Source organism: Lactiplantibacillus sp. C232, assembly GCF_023806725.1.
In the GTDB taxonomy this organism is placed as follows: domain Bacteria; phylum Bacillota; class Bacilli; order Lactobacillales; family Lactobacillaceae; genus Lactiplantibacillus; species Lactiplantibacillus plantarum.
The window spans coordinates 1-14,868 of the sequence record NZ_JAMSKZ010000019.1; the positions used below are offsets into that span (position 1 = coordinate 1).

General features: G+C 38.4%; 23 protein-coding genes and 8 tRNA genes. 22 read left to right on the forward strand and 9 right to left on the reverse strand.

The window, feature by feature from the left end; genetic code table 11:
* Window positions 1-137: 137 nt before the first annotated feature.
* The 8 genes from MZO41_RS14275 to MZO41_RS14305 all read right to left on the reverse strand — a co-directional run bounded on the left by MZO41_RS14275 (window position 138) and on the right by MZO41_RS14305 (window position 3,989).
* Window positions 138-998: a PD-(D/E)XK nuclease-like domain-containing protein gene (locus MZO41_RS14275; protein ID WP_058906843.1), complete on the reverse strand. Its 861-nt coding sequence runs from the start codon at window positions 996-998 to the stop codon at window positions 138-140.
* On the reverse strand, window positions 922-1,809 hold the full coding sequence (locus tag MZO41_RS14280) for a recombinase RecT (RefSeq protein WP_058906842.1): 888 nt from the start codon (window positions 1,807-1,809) through the stop codon (window positions 922-924). Before MZO41_RS14280 ends, MZO41_RS14275 begins: the two co-directional genes overlap by 77 nt.
* A gap of 2 nt (window positions 1,810-1,811) precedes the next feature.
* A complete protein-coding gene (locus MZO41_RS14285) occupies window positions 1,812-2,192 on the reverse strand; it encodes a recombination system host exonuclease inhibitor (protein ID WP_022638122.1) in 381 nt (126 codons plus the stop codon).
* 132 nt (window positions 2,193-2,324) lie between these two features.
* Window positions 2,325-2,453: a hypothetical protein gene (locus MZO41_RS16860; RefSeq protein ID WP_257785057.1), complete on the reverse strand. Its 129-nt coding sequence runs from the start codon at window positions 2,451-2,453 to the stop codon at window positions 2,325-2,327.
* Window positions 2,454-2,562: 109 nt separating this feature from the next.
* Complete coding sequence (locus tag MZO41_RS14290; RefSeq protein WP_022638124.1) at window positions 2,563-3,075, reverse strand: helix-turn-helix domain-containing protein; 513 nt, start codon at window positions 3,073-3,075, stop codon at window positions 2,563-2,565.
* 67 nt (window positions 3,076-3,142) lie between these two features.
* Window positions 3,143-3,448 carry a DUF771 domain-containing protein gene (locus MZO41_RS14295; protein ID WP_058906841.1) on the reverse strand — a complete coding sequence of 102 codons (306 nt, stop codon included), beginning with the start codon at window positions 3,446-3,448 and terminating at the stop codon, window positions 3,143-3,145.
* 11 nt (window positions 3,449-3,459) lie between these two features.
* Window positions 3,460-3,630 carry a hypothetical protein gene (locus tag MZO41_RS14300; protein WP_003642792.1) on the reverse strand — a complete coding sequence of 57 codons (171 nt, stop codon included), beginning with the start codon at window positions 3,628-3,630 and terminating at the stop codon, window positions 3,460-3,462.
* A gap of 158 nt (window positions 3,631-3,788) precedes the next feature.
* Window positions 3,789-3,989: a helix-turn-helix transcriptional regulator gene (locus MZO41_RS14305; RefSeq protein WP_011101086.1), complete on the reverse strand. Its 201-nt coding sequence runs from the start codon at window positions 3,987-3,989 to the stop codon at window positions 3,789-3,791.
* A gap of 146 nt (window positions 3,990-4,135) precedes the next feature.
* On the opposite strand from MZO41_RS14305, the gene MZO41_RS14310 reads away from it, so the two are divergent.
* Window positions 4,136-4,372 carry a helix-turn-helix domain-containing protein gene (locus tag MZO41_RS14310; RefSeq protein WP_011101085.1) on the forward strand — a complete coding sequence of 79 codons (237 nt, stop codon included), beginning with the start codon at window positions 4,136-4,138 and terminating at the stop codon, window positions 4,370-4,372.
* Between the two features lie 37 nt (window positions 4,373-4,409).
* Entirely contained in the window at window positions 4,410-4,724 is a 315-nt protein-coding gene (locus tag MZO41_RS14315; RefSeq protein ID WP_013355753.1) for a hypothetical protein, read from the forward strand.
* A gap of 56 nt (window positions 4,725-4,780) precedes the next feature.
* Here MZO41_RS14315 and MZO41_RS14320 read toward each other — a convergent pair whose 3' ends face one another.
* Window positions 4,781-5,035, reverse strand: a complete 255-nt coding sequence (locus MZO41_RS14320) for a helix-turn-helix domain-containing protein (RefSeq protein ID WP_033099030.1) — start codon at window positions 5,033-5,035, stop codon at window positions 4,781-4,783.
* A 145-nt stretch (window positions 5,036-5,180) separates the two neighbouring features.
* Here MZO41_RS14320 and MZO41_RS14325 point away from each other — a divergent pair, with 145 nt between their 5' ends.
* The 20 genes from MZO41_RS14325 (at window position 5,181) to MZO41_RS14420 (ending at window position 14,736) form a co-directional block, all read left to right on the forward strand.
* Window positions 5,181-5,684: a helix-turn-helix domain-containing protein gene (locus MZO41_RS14325; protein WP_013355754.1), complete on the forward strand. Its 504-nt coding sequence runs from the start codon at window positions 5,181-5,183 to the stop codon at window positions 5,682-5,684.
* Between the two features lie 14 nt (window positions 5,685-5,698).
* Window positions 5,699-6,121, forward strand: a complete 423-nt coding sequence (locus MZO41_RS14330) for an ImmA/IrrE family metallo-endopeptidase (RefSeq protein WP_058906840.1) — start codon at window positions 5,699-5,701, stop codon at window positions 6,119-6,121.
* A gap of 106 nt (window positions 6,122-6,227) precedes the next feature.
* Window positions 6,228-6,947, forward strand: coding sequence for a hypothetical protein (locus MZO41_RS14335; RefSeq protein WP_013355756.1), 720 nt, complete (start codon window positions 6,228-6,230; stop codon window positions 6,945-6,947).
* Between the two features lie 29 nt (window positions 6,948-6,976).
* Window positions 6,977-7,068, forward strand: a tRNA-OTHER gene (locus tag MZO41_RS14340).
* Between the two features lie 115 nt (window positions 7,069-7,183).
* Window positions 7,184-7,267, forward strand: a tRNA-OTHER gene (locus MZO41_RS14345).
* Window positions 7,268-7,444: 177 nt separating this feature from the next.
* A tRNA-OTHER gene (locus tag MZO41_RS14350) sits at window positions 7,445-7,537 on the forward strand.
* A 94-nt stretch (window positions 7,538-7,631) separates the two neighbouring features.
* Window positions 7,632-8,711, forward strand: coding sequence for a hypothetical protein (locus MZO41_RS14355; RefSeq protein ID WP_022638126.1), 1,080 nt, complete (start codon window positions 7,632-7,634; stop codon window positions 8,709-8,711).
* 26 nt (window positions 8,712-8,737) lie between these two features.
* Complete coding sequence (locus MZO41_RS14360; RefSeq protein ID WP_022638127.1) at window positions 8,738-9,301, forward strand: hypothetical protein; 564 nt, start codon at window positions 8,738-8,740, stop codon at window positions 9,299-9,301.
* A gap of 43 nt (window positions 9,302-9,344) precedes the next feature.
* Window positions 9,345-9,430: transfer RNA gene (locus MZO41_RS14365), tRNA-OTHER, on the forward strand.
* A gap of 177 nt (window positions 9,431-9,607) precedes the next feature.
* Window positions 9,608-9,700, forward strand: a tRNA-OTHER gene (locus tag MZO41_RS14370).
* 55 nt (window positions 9,701-9,755) lie between these two features.
* On the forward strand, window positions 9,756-10,133 hold the full coding sequence (mscL, locus tag MZO41_RS14375) for a large-conductance mechanosensitive channel protein MscL (protein WP_021356373.1): 378 nt from the start codon (window positions 9,756-9,758) through the stop codon (window positions 10,131-10,133).
* Between the two features lie 26 nt (window positions 10,134-10,159).
* Entirely contained in the window at window positions 10,160-10,519 is a 360-nt protein-coding gene (locus MZO41_RS14380; RefSeq protein WP_022638128.1) for a hypothetical protein, read from the forward strand.
* A 30-nt stretch (window positions 10,520-10,549) separates the two neighbouring features.
* On the forward strand, window positions 10,550-10,831 hold the full coding sequence (locus MZO41_RS14385) for a putative quinol monooxygenase (RefSeq protein WP_022638129.1): 282 nt from the start codon (window positions 10,550-10,552) through the stop codon (window positions 10,829-10,831).
* 52 nt (window positions 10,832-10,883) lie between these two features.
* Window positions 10,884-10,957, forward strand: a tRNA-Ile gene (locus MZO41_RS14390).
* Window positions 10,958-11,096: 139 nt separating this feature from the next.
* A tRNA-OTHER gene (locus tag MZO41_RS14395) sits at window positions 11,097-11,183 on the forward strand.
* 23 nt (window positions 11,184-11,206) lie between these two features.
* Entirely contained in the window at window positions 11,207-11,383 is a 177-nt protein-coding gene (locus tag MZO41_RS14400; RefSeq protein WP_003642778.1) for a hypothetical protein, read from the forward strand.
* Window positions 11,384-11,440: 57 nt separating this feature from the next.
* Window positions 11,441-11,511 (forward strand) — tRNA-Gly (locus MZO41_RS14405).
* Between the two features lie 55 nt (window positions 11,512-11,566).
* Window positions 11,567-12,607 (forward strand): hypothetical protein, encoded by a 1,041-nt coding sequence (locus tag MZO41_RS14410; RefSeq protein ID WP_058906839.1) that lies wholly within the window; start codon window positions 11,567-11,569, stop codon window positions 12,605-12,607.
* On the forward strand, window positions 12,574-13,437 hold the full coding sequence (locus tag MZO41_RS14415; RefSeq protein WP_058906838.1) for a DUF3037 domain-containing protein: 864 nt from the start codon (window positions 12,574-12,576) through the stop codon (window positions 13,435-13,437). The genes MZO41_RS14410 and MZO41_RS14415 overlap by 34 nt, the downstream gene beginning before the upstream one ends.
* Window positions 13,438-13,614: 177 nt before the next feature.
* A complete protein-coding gene (locus tag MZO41_RS14420) occupies window positions 13,615-14,736 on the forward strand; it encodes a tyrosine-type recombinase/integrase (protein ID WP_058906837.1) in 1,122 nt (373 codons plus the stop codon).
* Window positions 14,737-14,868 lie beyond the last annotated feature (132 nt).

Sequence of the window (14,868 nt, forward strand, 5' to 3'; positions counted from 1 at the left end):
ACACTCGCTTCATACATTTTAAAATTGCGGTACGCTCGTCGTTGCTTGAAGTAATCCAAATTCGTCCCTCCTTTACTAATGGGCCTTTCACCCGTTCGGTGGATTCAGTCACTGCTGTTCAAGCCAATTCTGTTTAGTCAATCTATGAGTAAGTCGTCTGCACTAACGACGCTCTCTAACTTTTTGGTACTACGACAATAAGCACAATGTCCGCATTGGATAGGATCTGCTTCGCCTTTAATGACATCTTGAATATGCTGTTGAGAGTCCAATATCTGGTTCATAGCATTAGTAAGTCGGTACTCCGGTAAATCAATAGCCTGCTTGTCTGGTGGATCCTGTTTGCTTACTGCCACGATGTACGGTTTACACATCACACCGAATTGCTGCTTAATCAGTTCCTGATACACGGCCATTTGAAGCTGATAGTTATACGCATAAACAAATGGTTCCCGTTCACGGCTTTCTTCATTCCAATAACCCTTATAAATATCAGCGGTCGTCTTTAGATCCACGAAGTAACCTTGTTTCAAATTGAGGCAATCAATCTTGCCCTTCCAGGGATAACCACCGATTTCACCAGTTACAATCACTTCTTTATCGCCTTGATAAAGAAGATTAAAATCATGATCGTCAGATAAGGCTTCAATCATGGATTCAGCAATTTTGAAGTCCTTTTTGAGATGGCCTTTGCTTGGGCCCTGGCTTGAAATTGCCTCTGGATGTTCATCAACAAACTTGGCATGAGCTTTCTCGCTTTCGAAGTAGCTGTGAAGCCAATTTCCAACGACTAGCGCCGTTGAGTTCATAACTGGCTCCCATTTACCCTGCAACTCGGCGAGTGCTTCAGCCTCACAGGCTAAAAACTTCTTGAACCATGTTGCTGACATAAATGATTGATCTGTCCAGCGATCGTAATAGTTAGCCGGCGTCAAGGTCTCCGAGGTTGTCGAAGAGGTTTTGCTGGTTGGCCCCGTCTTTGGCAGGTTCTTGATCATTGCTTGGTGCCTCCTTTACAGCTGTTTTAACGGGTTCTTTGACTGGTTCGGCAGACTCTACCTTCTCAGCTTTATTCTCTGCTACATCAGCTACCAATGACCTTTTAGTCGGTGTTACGTCTTTTCTATCGTCATTCTCATATTCGTTGCGAGTGGTTTCGTTAACTGCTTTTACAAATAAATCGTTGTCTGAGCTTGAATTAATATAGAACTTCGCAGCTCGATTGATAACAGTCCGTTTAGCCATCTCTTCCGGGAACTCGTTTTGAACCTTCTTCGTCTTAGCGTGGCTCCAACTGGTGTCGATGTCTTTTTTTGTCATAACCGTGTATGTCCGGTTCCCGTTGATGTCTTCGATCCATGCAAAGGCCCCGATAATTGGCTTATCTAGGTTCTCAAAGCTTGGCTCGAACTCTTTAACCACCAGCACTCCATTTTCACCACCAATCTTGAAAGTGTCGTCTTTGTGGACAACCTGTGCCTGAATATCCTTAACGTTTGAAAGACGCTTTACAACACTAATTGAGCCAAAATAGGAACGCTGCATGACTAACTGGTTGCCATAAGGAATGAAATAGCATTGGTTTTTAGCTGGGCTCAATCCTTGAATTGCCATGTTCATCAACGCCTTGATAACTGATCCTTGGTCACACTTATCAAGTAATGGTTGGCCCTTAGACGTATCACTCAAAATCAAGTAAGCACTGTTTAATGCATTCCCTACTGAATAATCAGGTGGTAATGACAAGCCTTCATTATTCTTCATATCCTCAATATTGTTATTAACCATCGTAACTAACTCATTACTCATGCTTATTCCTCCTCTGATACCCAGTAATAGCCCAGACGTGTCATCATCGTGTCCGTGTCGATGTGTGCCAGTAGCTCGTCCCATAGACGGGACTGACCAAACACATCAATCAACCATTGCCAATTTGGCTCCTCACCTTGATCTGGATATAACACGCTTACGTCAGTCGAACCGAAAGTGACGATACAAATGGCGCTCAACATATCGGCCTGCATATCAGCCGCCCACTGCTTAAAGTCGTTATTATCGATATAATCTTGAAATAACTGTGCCTTGGCAAACTCATCACCATCGTAACAATAGTTATCTGCGTCAAGTACCCAGTCGCGTGAGTCGTTACGTTGCTGCCAATGCTCGTTTAAATCTGCCTGTGCTGGTATCATTTGCCCCACCTCCGTGTCAAACGTTGCCTTAGTGACTGTTTCGGAGTACAATAGAACTCGAAAATAAAATTATTAAGCGTCTTAGCTGCACGGGTACTCCCAATACTCGAGCAGCTTTTTTCGTACTCAAATTTAGGCTTTGGCGATACTTTGCGTACTTCCAATTCGTTCAACCTCCTTAAACGTGTTAAAAAGACTATCTAACTCCTGAATCGTGAGCTGTTTGTAAAGCACGTTTCCAATCCTGAACGTAAATTTCATTGTCTTCATCTCCTTAAATTCCAAACCAACTAGCAACTTCATGACGCTTGAACCACAATGCAGTTAACGCGCAGCCTACTAATGCTCCTTCAATCATTGCTATTTCCTCCTAGCCATTTTCTTGATTGACTTTATCGATTACTTCCTGCAATTTATCCATTGGAATACCGGCATACTCAGCTTTCTTAGCCAAATCAGTTATCTCGGCGCTAATTTCTTCTGCATATTCACGTGGATAACGTTCAATAACTAGCTGCTGCGCTGGCGTCCGATCTCTCGGCTTGACTGTAATAGCTTCTTCAAACTCAACCTCAATTCTTTCTCGCTCACGCTGTTCCTTTTTCTGTTTCATCAAAGCCGAGAACATATCACCTTGTAGCTGACGATCATTCTGGAATGACAGCACTCCGAAATTCTCACGAGCACCAGAATAGCTAAGCCAAAAATCGTTAATTACATTTGCTAACGACTTCCTGATTTGTGGATCAGTACTTCTTGATCCACTCTTCAACCGGGACAATTGTCCGGGAGAAACATGCGTCCTATCTGCAATCTGCTGCTGTGTTAGTGTTTTATTTTTGCCTAATGCCAATGACAATTGCTCTGCAAACTTGTTCTTCATACCTACACCTCTGTATTTTGGAAAGGGCTTTATATAGCCTTTCCATGTAATTCACTTATAATTTAAATTAATTGGGATGATCTAATAGGTAATCGATCATCTCAGCTGCTGGAATCTGCCAGCCGTTATGGGTATTCACATAATCAATGAAGCCACCCTGTTCAATGTCCAAATCATGACGATGCTTGGTTAAATATCGTGAGGCTCGTTCGGTTGATTTAGTTCCGTATTTATACTTGGCCAAATCTTTAAGCTTCCAAGTACGAATACCACGTTGTGCTTGCTTCCAGGCTTGGAACTTCTCGTATTCTTCTTCGCTAATGAATTGGAATCCCTTTGGAGCCTCATGCCGAATCAATATCGTATCTGACATGTTCGCACCTCCTAATATGAAACTGACATAAGTTGGCTAGCTTGCTCGTTATACTCGGCCGTTACTGCTCGAAATTCAGCATCTAGTGCTTTATCGCTTAGTGCCTCAAACATTACTCTTGGTGTTTCTGGTTTAACCTTTGCTAGTGCATTGATTAATGTAGTTCGTGATAGATGTGTCATTTTGTTTCCTCCGTTCTTTGAAAATTAAATATTTGCTTTTAGTAACTCGAATATTCGACGCGCTTCATCAATTTTGCTTTCGTTAGTTTGATAAACATTAGACACACCTAAATGGAACCTTTGGACCATTTCGTGCAACTTCTCTTGCATAACTTCCATTACTCGGTCACCTCCACTGATAATTCATCTGTGGAAACTCCCAATGCACGGGCAAGCTTTTTCGCCGTCTCGTATGTCAAATTAGTACCTGACTCAATTGCGCTGATCGTCGTTTGCGGTACTCCACTTTTATCAGCTAGTGCTGATTGGCTGAGTCCCAGTTTCTGCCGCAATTCTCGAATCCTTAATGTGTAAGTCATTTGGTATCTCCTTTCCAGCCACTAATATATTGGTAACCTGGCCATATAATAACTAATATATCGTTACATGTCAACAATATATTAGTAAATATTTTTGTTATTTACTTTAGAATGAACTTAACAATATATCGTTAGGAGCTCATAACATGAAAACCGATGGAGAATTTGTTTCCGAACATTTAATGGAATTAATAACTCAACAGAACTTAACTATTAATCGTGTTGCAACATTAGCTGGGCTGAACCAGTCGACTGTAAACGCGATGTTTGAAGGGAGAAGTAAGCGTCCAACAATTACTACAATCCGTAAGGTATGTGGCACCCTCGGTATCAGCGTCCACGACTTCTTCGACTTTCCGCCTTACAACGAGGTGGAAAAATAATTTCTATAGACTTCTCACTTAAAAAGGTGGTAAAAAAATGTTAACAGCTACGATTCATTTTTTAGATGGTGAAACACTAACGCTAAACGTCAATGACTTTGTTTGGGGTATTCGCACTGCGCCAATTAATGATCGGCCTAAGAAAGTTTCTAAAAAGAACTGGGAAAAGATAACGTACGATTTTCCTAACAAAGACGAAATTAATGGTCCGTTTGAACTGAACGAACATATTAAGCTAGGATTAGTGCCAAGTATCACCAAACTTCTAAACAACTACACTTTCTTTTTCACTGATGATGACCCTGGCACCGTGTTTGCCAGCTCCAAAGTGGTAAAGATTGTCAGTCATTAACGTTTAATCCGAAGAGTTGCTATTTGCGATAGCGGCTCTTTTACTTTTCATTGGCATCATTTTGTTGCCTCCTTCGACTTTGTGTTACTTTTTGCAACTTTCGAAAACAAAAAAAGTGAATCAATTGGTCTCTCAACCCCATCTGATATTTTCTTAGCGACTTTCGGAGATGGTTTTCTTCCGTTTAATATTTGCGATAAATATCCATAAGAAATACCGTTTTTAAGGGAAAAGGACCGTACTGTTTCCCCCTTCAGGCTGATTAGTTTTCTGATTTCATCAGAGTTTTTTACAGGAAGGACTACTGCCATGTCTTTGCCTCCTTTCTTGATTACATAAATTATTATAATCTTTTGTTTTACTTTTTGCAACCACTTATCACGATAATATTTCACTTTTTGCACTCTATTGTTTCACTTTTTGCTATAATCCAATCATAGAAGGGAGTTTGACGCCATGAGTTCAACGGAAAATCTACGTAACGAAGTGTTAAACTTCGGTCCAAAAATCAAAGAAATAAGAAATAAGAAACGTTTTACAGTTAGACAAGCTGCACTACAAGCAGGAATATCTCCATCATTTTGGTCACAAGTAGAAAATAAAAAACGTGAGATTCCCAAACCAAAAACTCTTCAAAAAATGGCAACAGGTCTACGAATTACTGATGATGAAATTTTTAAACTAGCTGGCATTACCAAAGATCAAAATAACTTTCCTACAAAAGGATCTCACTATTATGACTTAACTGAAAAAGATGAAAGAAATATCGATAAGGAACTTGAAGATATGATGAACGGTCTCGACTCCAAACATTCGTTATCATTTTTTCAAAATGGGCAAGAGCTATCTGATCAGGATAAAGAACTACTCAAAGCGTCCATGCGCCAAACATTAGAATTATCCAAACAATTAGCAAAAAGGAAGTTTACTCCCAAAAAGTATCGTAATGGAGAGGAATAATAGGAGCTGGTTATATGGAACGGTGGATTGAAGAAGATATTGACCACTTAACCAACAAGTTTGGGATTCAAAATGCTTTTGGTTTGGCGCGTGACTTGGGCATTAACGTGCAATTCAATAACCTTGGTAGCAATATTTACGGCTACAATAACAACTCGCATCGAATCCCAATGATTGTCATTAATAATACAATTGATGAACGTACACAAAATGGTGTTTGCTATCATGAAATTTTTCATATACGACATCACAAGGGATTTAATGCACAGTTTTTTGCAATAAATACGACAAGCTTTTTATCCGATAACAACGAAGTTGAAGCCAATAAATTTATGTTGACCATGTTAAAAGAGGAGTACGGCTGGAGCAAGCAGCAGGATATTTTAAGATTTCTTGACTACTTCCGCCTCCCTCACGAATTATCATCGTTAATGTAGTTTATGCACAGACCAGATAGGAAGTCGATAAAAGCTAGGAGTTGGGACTACTTATAGTTCGGGGAATTATTGTTATTGGGGAATAACATGTTTTGGAGGGATTACTTTGGATATATTTTTTACATTTATGTTTCTTGTATCTTTAATTGCGTTAGCTTACTTTTCAATTCGTGGGGGAATTCATCATTTCACAAAAACAGGTGTTAATCGTCCATACAAAAAATACACCTTAATCTCAGTAGGACTAACAATCCTATTCTTAGCATTAACGGCTTGGGCCGCTCCTTCTGGCACAACAAGATCGAGTGCATCACAGTCAGATACAGTCTCAAGTAGCAAAGCGAAGAAAAGTTCAGCAAAAGATGCATCGAAAAGAAAGGCTAGTATCAGTAAAGCTAACTCTATTAAAGAGAAGGATTCATCTGAAAGCGCCCTATCAAGCAGCAAAGAAGAATCTGCAAGTATTGCTGCCTCCAAGTCTGAATCCAAAGAGAATTCAGAGAGTATGGCTAGTTCTGAATCCGAAGCAAGCAAAAAGCAGTCTGAGGCAGAAAGCTCTTCAATAGCTAAAGCCAGTTCAGAATCATTAGCTGCTAGCACATCATCCGCTAAAAAAGCGAGCGAAACAAGTACTACAGACAATGCTTCTTATACACAAAACGGTGATTGGACTACTGCTGCTTCTGGCATGGTTTTTGTTTCAGACTCCAATAAGTACTACACCAGCGTTAAGAATCCAGGTAATTACCAATATATGACCCAGAGTGCTGCTGATAATTCCGGCGCCAAGCCAGCACCACGGGGCAATCAATACGCAAGACCATAACAAGTCCAAGCCCTCGTTGGGGCTTTCACGCGAGCGTAGTTCAACGGTAGAACAGTTATTTACACGCTTCTCACAAGTCTCACATCCTATATTTATGCAGGTTCGACTCCTGCCGCTCGCATTAACATAAAAAAATACATTCTCCCTCACCACGAAAGAGAATGTACCTCAAGGGGCATGTACGAAACATGCTTAGAAATATTATAGATCTTAAAATCGTATTTGCAAGTTTTTTTGCGAGCGTAGTTCAACGGTAGAATGGTTCCTTTAATTCAAATATAGCCTACCTTCCAATGCAGGTTCGACTCCTGCCGCTCGCATAGAGATTCTTAACTCAATCAAACACAGGAGAATCACCAATGTTCAATTCTTTAACTTATTTTTTTAAAAGCATGTCCTCTATTAAGTGGAGCACTGAGCTATTATTTGTGGCAATTATATCAGCATTAGTTGCATATTTTCTCTATAAAAAGCTTCATCACTAAATTATTACAAACGTGGGTGTAGTTCAACGGCAGAACAGCAACTTCTTATGGGATACCCTTCCTTTATTTCTTATTGCCATGCGGGTTCAACTCCTGCCACTCACATTGACCAGTCAGGATGTCATTAAAAGCTAGGGGGTTAAAATTTAATCATCATGGGGATTTCTATTTGGGGAAATATTAATTTGGAGGAATTACAATGAAAAGAATTACTTTATTTAGTGTGGCAATCTTATCAGCATGCACAATCGGTGTAACAACACCTCTTAAAGCAAACGCAGAAGTCTACTACTCCACTTCTGTTTCGCAGCCAAGCGAAGGTGACACATGGTTCAGAAACGTCGGTGACGGGACAGATACATTAAATTACGAAAACGGTAAATGGGTACTTGCAATGAGCGACTCTATTCGTCGTAAAAATGCGTATCATCAATATGTAGTAGACGTTTACGAACCTAATGCTCAAGCAATATCAGAAGCACAAGCCAAACAAAATGCTTATATTGACAGTGCCATTGAGAATCCTAATCTTTACCAATCCCTTCCTGATTCTAAAGCAATGTCTGTCTACGTCATGAGAGTAACTAATGGTCAATCTTTTAAGGGCACAGTTAGGATTCCAAAAGTAACGATTCCTGACCAAGTGCCTATAAAATCAGCTAATACTTTTGTAAGTGCCAACGTTCCCGTAATGTTATCAGTCGTAGGTACCCGTTCTAGTTCTGAAAGTAACAGTGATAGTACCTCAAGCGCTAATTCTTCTAGCTCAGCAGAATCAAACAACTCTAGTTCGTCAGCTCAGAGTACTTCTAGCTCATCAAAATCAAGCGGTTCTAGTTCGTCAGCTCAGGAATCAGTAGAATCAAACATCACTAATTCATCATTCAAAGATTCTGAATCTAACGCTGCTAGTCAGATTCAAAGTAACGGGAACGCCACTGCTACTACAAATGCTGCAAAAACAACCACAAAAAATGTCGCGTCTGCTACCACCAAATCAGTAGCTATGAATACGAGTAATAATTCATCTGATACTACCAAGAACGTTAGTACCAAATCGCCAGTCTTAAACTCTACTACTAGTAGTAGTAATCAATCAAAGAACCAAACATCCTCATCAGCAAGCAGCATGTCGAAAATCAAAAAGAATATGAACAACATGTTACCACAAACTGATGAAGCCAAAAGTAATGTAGTTACCTTTGGTCTACTCACATTGTTTGTAAGTATGATTGGTTTTATTTCTATCTTTCGCTATAAAGATGGATCAAAGATATAATAAGATCCATTTTAGGGGAATATAGAATGAAAAAAGGAATAACCATCGGGGCCGTCCTATTCACATCACTAGCACTAGCTGCTTGTGGAAATAGTGCTAACAAGTCAAGCGAATCAAATCCAAAATCAAGTAGTCTAGTCACTGCCAAAAGAAAAAAAGCCTCTTCTTTATCTGAAATCAAGAAGAAGGCGTACTCCGAAAGCAAAGTTAAAGCTAGTTCTGAAAGTTCAGCTAAAGCTAAATCAGAAAGCGAATCAATAGCCAGTTCTCAAAAGTTAGCTGATTCAATATCAGAAAGTAAGGCTAGTTCTGAAAGCATCGCAGCCACTAGTTCATCAAGTGCCGCGTCCTCAGCTTCACAGTCATTAGAATCTTCCACAGCAGCTTCTAGTGCTACGGGAGCTAACAGTGAGTCAATTTCGATGGATGAGCATACGCTAACAGGATTTTTAAATAAATACGGAGTTTCACCGGTGTTATATAAAACACAGCATGGAATGTCTGAAAAAGAAGCTTTTGAAACTACACCGGATTCAATGAAGAGTTCTGGTGAACTACAGACCCAATTCTTAAAATACGGAATCAAGTAGCCAAGTTCATAACCAAACAAAAGCCCCCTCACCGGGCTTTCACGCGAGCGTAGTTCAACGGTAGAACAGTACTCCTTTGAATTGCTGACTAGATACTAACAGATGTAGGTTCGACTCCTGCCGCTCGCATAGAGATTCTTAACTCAATCAAACACAGGAGAATCACCAATGTTCAATTCTTTAACTTATTTTTTAAAAAGCCTGTCCTCTATTAAGTGGAGCACTGAGCTATTATTTGTGGCAATTATATCAGCATTAGTTGCATATTTTCTCTATAAAAAGCTTCATCACTAATTGATTACAAACGTGGGTGTAGTTCAACGGCAGAACGGCAACTTCTTATGGGATACCCTTCCTTTATTTCTTATTGCCATGCGGGTTCAACTCCTGCCACTCACATTGACCAGTCAGGATGTCATTAAAAGCTAGAATATATTTTCAGGAGGATATTTAATTGATTCAAGAATTCAAAGAATTTATCTCACGTGGTAATGTAATGGATTTAGCAGTCGGCGTTATTATTGGGGCTGCATTTACTGCTATCGTTAAATCATTAGTTAATAATTTAATAAATCCACTAATAGGTGTTTTTTTAGGACAAATTGATTTCTCTAGCCTTGTTTTAAAAGTTGGCAATGCTACTTTTAAATACGGTTCCTTTATTAATTCTGTCATTAATTTTTTGATTATTGCATTTGTGGTATTTTTACTAGTCAAAATGATTAATAAAATTATGCCTAAGAAAGAGGATGTCAAAGCCGATCCTATTCCAACAGCTGAGGAAAAATATCTTTCAGAAATTGTATCATTATTAAAGCAACAGAAAAGATAATTGCAGTAAGAAATCAGGTGCCATTTATGAAAAAATCAGAAGATTTATCTACTAAAGATTGGAAACAAGCACAGTCTGCCGTCTTCAAAGAGTACGAAGATTTTATTAAAAGAGTTCAAGAAAATGGTGTAGACTATGCTATTCAGCATGCAAGACGTTTAGTAAATTACCAAAAATTAGTTACCGAATGGCAACATAAAACAAATATTTTAAGGGACGATCTATCTAATAACCACGTCGCTTTAAGTGTTTTTAAAGACTTAGAAGAAGGAAACGAAAGTCATGTTTTGAGTAGAGCTTACGAGATTATGAAGAAGTGGCCAGAGTTCAACCCAGAACCATTAACCATTTGGCTAGAGCTCATCGAAGACTCAGATGATGAATAATAAAACTAAATGTCAAAGGAAGAATTCCAAATGAAGATTATCAACGTCGCATTGCATGTTAAACCAGAGCTCAAAAAAGAATATGAAGATTTCATTCATGAACTTGTTATTAATTCAGCACAAGAAGCTGGTAATGAATTCTATGGACATTTCAAAAAGTTAGACAGTGATAATGATTACGAAATTATCGAACACTGGAAAGATCAAGAAGCCGTGGATTTTCATAATGACACCCCTCATTTCCAGAAATTTCTAGCACACGTCAGTGACTATCTAACTTCAGAACCAGAAATTACCAGAATGGATTATTAGCTTTCTCGCTTTGCAAATAAGTGAAAAAACAGCACTTATTTGCAAAGCTTCCGGACCTTTAGCTCAGTTGGTTAGAGCAGACGGCTCATAACCGTCCGGTCGTTGGTTCGAGCCCAACAAGGTCCATTTCACGCGAGCGTAGTTCAACGATAGAACAGTACTCCTATGAATTGCTAACTAGATACTTTCAGATGTAGGTTCGACTCCTGCCGCTCGCATTGTAACAAATAACCCATACTACCGCTTACTTTAGTACGTACATCGCGTGGGCGTAATTCAATGGTAGAATAACAATTTCAGCCCTTCTCTCTCGTTTGAAATTGTTATGTAGGTTCAATCCCTGCCACCCACTTTTAAAAGAAAGAAGGTAAGATTATGGATAAAGATATGTCGAAATATGAACTCATAGATAACATTACTAATGACTTAACCTCTTTTATTAATCTGTATGCTTTCGTTTATCTTACAAAAGATAGCTACTCAAGGAAAGAATGTGGCCGCATAATCCAAGGAATGGAAAGAGATATGGTTGATCGTCTTAAGCAAAAATAATTGTAGGTACATTCTAATTAACTGTTGAGCCGACCAAAACCCATTGTTGGCTCTTATGCGAGTGTAGTTTAGTGGTAAAACGACAGCCTTCCAAGCTGTAGTCGCGGGTCCGATTCCCGTCACTCGCTTTGACCATTATTATCGATCAAAAATTCAGGAATAATTATGAAAGGATGCGATTTTTTGAATGATGATGCATTATACATCGACATGATTCATGAAGAAGAATTGCCAAAACGAGGTTGTAGCAAGCCAATTACCATAACTGCTTCAGATGGTAAAAAATATATACTAAAGAACGATATGGTGATGTATCCTACAGAAACTAAACCATCTAAGCAAGATGCAGAATTCTTTCAAGAAGCATTAGTTTCTGAAATTGCAAAAAAATTAGCCGTTCCTACTCCAAATTACGCTACAATAACCATTGATGTTGATACACTTTCTAATTTTCCTGACTTACAGTGGAAATATAAATTTTCTAAGGGAAAGTATTTCGCTACTGAAAAATTACCGAATATTGGTAATGACTTACTTGAAGTATTCAAATTAGCCACTGATCACAGTCAGCCGTACGCTATACGTGGATGGCGTGCTCTATTTAACAATGTTGTAAATAAGGAAATAATTCCAAATCTTATCTGTTTAGATTTTTTAACCCTTAATCTTGATCGATTTACAAATGGTGGAAATCTCCTCTTTCAATATCAAAACAATGGTAAGTGGTTAGTATCTATTGACTACGGATTTTGTTTCTTCTCTCCGTACTGGAACACAGATCCTGTAAGTCAAAGAAAAATCGACTTGTTAAATTTTAATAACCCAAAAGTAAATCCAGACATAACTACATCATACTCAGCAACTATGATGTTTTGGTTTTTGAATAGAAGCAAACAAATGCATCAAGCTTCTAAGTTCAAATACGGTGTTGTCTTTGACGCATTACAACGCGAACTAGATTTTAGTTCAAATAATCCTTTTAGTGATGTGGTTGCTGAAATTGAATCGTTAACCAATACTTTTTTTGTAAATACAATTTCTAACATTACTCCCGATTGGATTTCCGGTGGTAATATGCAGAAACAGGCTTATGTAGATTTTTTAAATAGACAAAAAAGTTTGATTAAACCTTTTATCGAGTATAATATTGCTCAAAACATATTTACAAATTACAAAGGAGGACAGATAGAATGGCACAAAGGCAAAAGTACCAATTCTCAATAATTTCATATAATCAAAACAGTATGAGAAACGAGTCAATTAATATCGGTGCACTCTTGTTTAATGAACGAGATAAGTCTGCAAAATATAGAATTATCCCATTCAACAGCTTTAAGATACGTGGACTAGCTTTAAACCAATATCAAAAAGATTTGTTTCAAACAACCATGAAATATTTAAGCTTCATACTGAGTGATTTAGATTCAGATTTTTCGGTTCAATTGTTAGATAGTACTATTGAACACAATTTACCAGAACAAATTCGCTTTTCAAAACCTAAGCCTATTGTGACTGCAAATGAAGAGCTCCTATTCAATCAAATAGTGTCCGAATATGTAGGTGATGAATATTTCAAATTAGATGATGTTGTTAATATCTTAACTCCCAAAGAGCAAATGATTAATATTTTCACCGCCCATGATTTGCTTGGAAACCAAATTAAAAAAAATATAAAAATACGCCCTTCGAAATCGTTAGAAATAAAATTCAATATTGATTTTGCATATGGAGAAAATACAACTCTTAATCTTATTGACTCTTCACCAGTTAAAGAAAGTGCACTAGAAGACTGGTATGTAAAGATGGTGACACTCAGCTCTAGATACGACTATGATAGCTCGATATTTTTAATAAATGATTCTAAAAATGCTATTAATGCCGATAAAAAATTATCCCAAATGCTATCTGACTTAGAAAATGATACCCGCATTCACAGTTTAGATATTAGTCAACATGACGAACTGGAATCATTCATTGAAACAATTTCCTATAAAAGTGTTAACTCTGAACAACTCAACGCACTAATTACTAGTAACCACTATATGGCTTCTTAACAAATTTATAGCCCCACCAAGAGCTTTTATTCAAGATTCGAATTGTCAGATTAAGTACAACACGTAACTTATGTGTTACCCGCTTATACCCCATCACGGGGTATATATTTTAAGTTAGAAAGAACATACGTTTGGGAATGTCAACCTATTGTTATTTCCAGTTGGGAGGAATAAAACATGTCAGTAACCAAACTTAATAATGGTAAATGGCAAGCCCGTGTCTCTTATAAGGATGATGACGGTAACTATAAGTCGGTTACTCATTTAGAAAAGCGCAAAACTGACGCTGTTGAGTGGGAAACTAAAACTAAGAATGCTCTGCTGGAAGGTGCTGACTTATCACGTAGTACCGAGAGTCTAAAGCATTACTTTCTTGATTGGATCAGAATTTACAAAACTGACGGTGTATCGCGTCATACTCACGAGCTGTATATGGGCAACTGGCGTCACGTCTCTGCATATTTTAAGGATAAACCTATGAGCGCAATTAAACGTCCAGATTACCAGAAGTTTCTGAATGAATTTGGCCGCAGTCATGGAATTGCCACATCTCACAAGCTTCATCAACAAGTACACACTGCAATCAAGGACGCCGTAGCTGATGGTATTCTAAAACGAGACTTTGCTTACAAGGCACACGTCACTGGACGCCCTCCTAAGCCCGTAGAGGAAAAGTATTTGACACTGTCCAATTATAAGAAACTGCGTAAATACCTCATTAAAATGGCTGATTATGATCACATGACTATGCTGATGATGCTGTTTCAATTAGAAACTGGAACCAGGTTCGAGGAAGCTGCTGGTCTGACGTGGGATAATTTGGATTTGAATAATGGAATAGTTCACATTAAACAGCAGTGGGACGCCCGTAGACAGACTTTTCGTCCAACTAAGGGAAATGGACAGGCCGATGGAGATATAACCATAGGACCCGCCTACTGTCGTTTTATGAGGAGCTATCGTAACACGCAGAAGGATTATTTAGAACTGCACGAAATGAAGAATCCTAAGAACCTCGTATTTTGGTCTAAACTAGGAAAAATCGTGGGCAATGGGAATGCAAACGAAGAGCTAGGACGTATTTGTAACCGTCTAAATATCAATAAAGTTACAACACACGCCATGAGGCATACACACGCTTCGATTCTTATCTTAAATCATGAGTCCCTTCCCTATGTTCAACATCGCCTTCGACATCAGAAACTAGAAACGACCGTTAACACCTACGTCCATCTTATTGAAGAAGAAAACGGCGTATCAGATAAGAAGGCCACTGAGCTAATGGATGAAGGATTTTAGAAAATGATAATTTTGCGATTGCTGTATTCCTTGTGCCACAAGGGATTACAAAATCATTTGTTAATTTTTCTTCCAAAAACTGCTATATTTTGACTACTTTTTTCGTTTTTGGAAGAATCGTGGAAGAACATA

Excerpts from the sequence above, each read along its gene's own strand:
- MZO41_RS14305 (WP_011101086.1), bottom strand. The coding sequence starts at position 3,989 with ATGACTTACACATTAAGGATTCGAGAATTGCGGCAGAAACTGGGACTC.
- MZO41_RS14310 (WP_011101085.1), top strand. The coding sequence starts at position 4,136 with ATGAAAACCGATGGAGAATTTGTTTCCGAACATTTAATGGAATTAATA.
- MZO41_RS14285 (WP_022638122.1), bottom strand. The coding sequence starts at position 2,192 with ATGATACCAGCACAGGCAGATTTAAACGAGCATTGGCAGCAACGTAAC.
- MZO41_RS14355 (WP_022638126.1), top strand. The coding sequence starts at position 7,632 with ATGAAAAGAATTACTTTATTTAGTGTGGCAATCTTATCAGCATGCACA.
- MZO41_RS14300 (WP_003642792.1), bottom strand. The coding sequence starts at position 3,630 with ATGACACATCTATCACGAACTACATTAATCAATGCACTAGCAAAGGTT.
- MZO41_RS16860 (WP_257785057.1), bottom strand. The coding sequence starts at position 2,453 with ATGAAATTTACGTTCAGGATTGGAAACGTGCTTTACAAACAGCTCACG.
- MZO41_RS14325 (WP_013355754.1), top strand. The coding sequence starts at position 5,181 with ATGAGTTCAACGGAAAATCTACGTAACGAAGTGTTAAACTTCGGTCCA.
- MZO41_RS14280 (WP_058906842.1), bottom strand. The coding sequence starts at position 1,809 with ATGAGTAATGAGTTAGTTACGATGGTTAATAACAATATTGAGGATATG.
- MZO41_RS14330 (WP_058906840.1), top strand. The coding sequence starts at position 5,699 with ATGGAACGGTGGATTGAAGAAGATATTGACCACTTAACCAACAAGTTT.
- MZO41_RS14415 (WP_058906838.1), top strand. The coding sequence starts at position 12,574 with ATGGCACAAAGGCAAAAGTACCAATTCTCAATAATTTCATATAATCAA.
- MZO41_RS14400 (WP_003642778.1), top strand. The coding sequence starts at position 11,207 with ATGGATAAAGATATGTCGAAATATGAACTCATAGATAACATTACTAAT.
- MZO41_RS14295 (WP_058906841.1), bottom strand. The coding sequence starts at position 3,448 with ATGTCAGATACGATATTGATTCGGCATGAGGCTCCAAAGGGATTCCAA.
- MZO41_RS14315 (WP_013355753.1), top strand. The coding sequence starts at position 4,410 with ATGTTAACAGCTACGATTCATTTTTTAGATGGTGAAACACTAACGCTA.
- MZO41_RS14290 (WP_022638124.1), bottom strand. The coding sequence starts at position 3,075 with ATGAAGAACAAGTTTGCAGAGCAATTGTCATTGGCATTAGGCAAAAAT.
- MZO41_RS14275 (WP_058906843.1), bottom strand. The coding sequence starts at position 998 with ATGATCAAGAACCTGCCAAAGACGGGGCCAACCAGCAAAACCTCTTCG.
- MZO41_RS14320 (WP_033099030.1), bottom strand. The coding sequence starts at position 5,035 with ATGGCAGTAGTCCTTCCTGTAAAAAACTCTGATGAAATCAGAAAACTA.
- MZO41_RS14360 (WP_022638127.1), top strand. The coding sequence starts at position 8,738 with ATGAAAAAAGGAATAACCATCGGGGCCGTCCTATTCACATCACTAGCA.
- MZO41_RS14420 (WP_058906837.1), top strand. The coding sequence starts at position 13,615 with ATGTCAGTAACCAAACTTAATAATGGTAAATGGCAAGCCCGTGTCTCT.
- MZO41_RS14380 (WP_022638128.1), top strand. The coding sequence starts at position 10,160 with ATGAAAAAATCAGAAGATTTATCTACTAAAGATTGGAAACAAGCACAG.
- MZO41_RS14385 (WP_022638129.1), top strand. The coding sequence starts at position 10,550 with ATGAAGATTATCAACGTCGCATTGCATGTTAAACCAGAGCTCAAAAAA.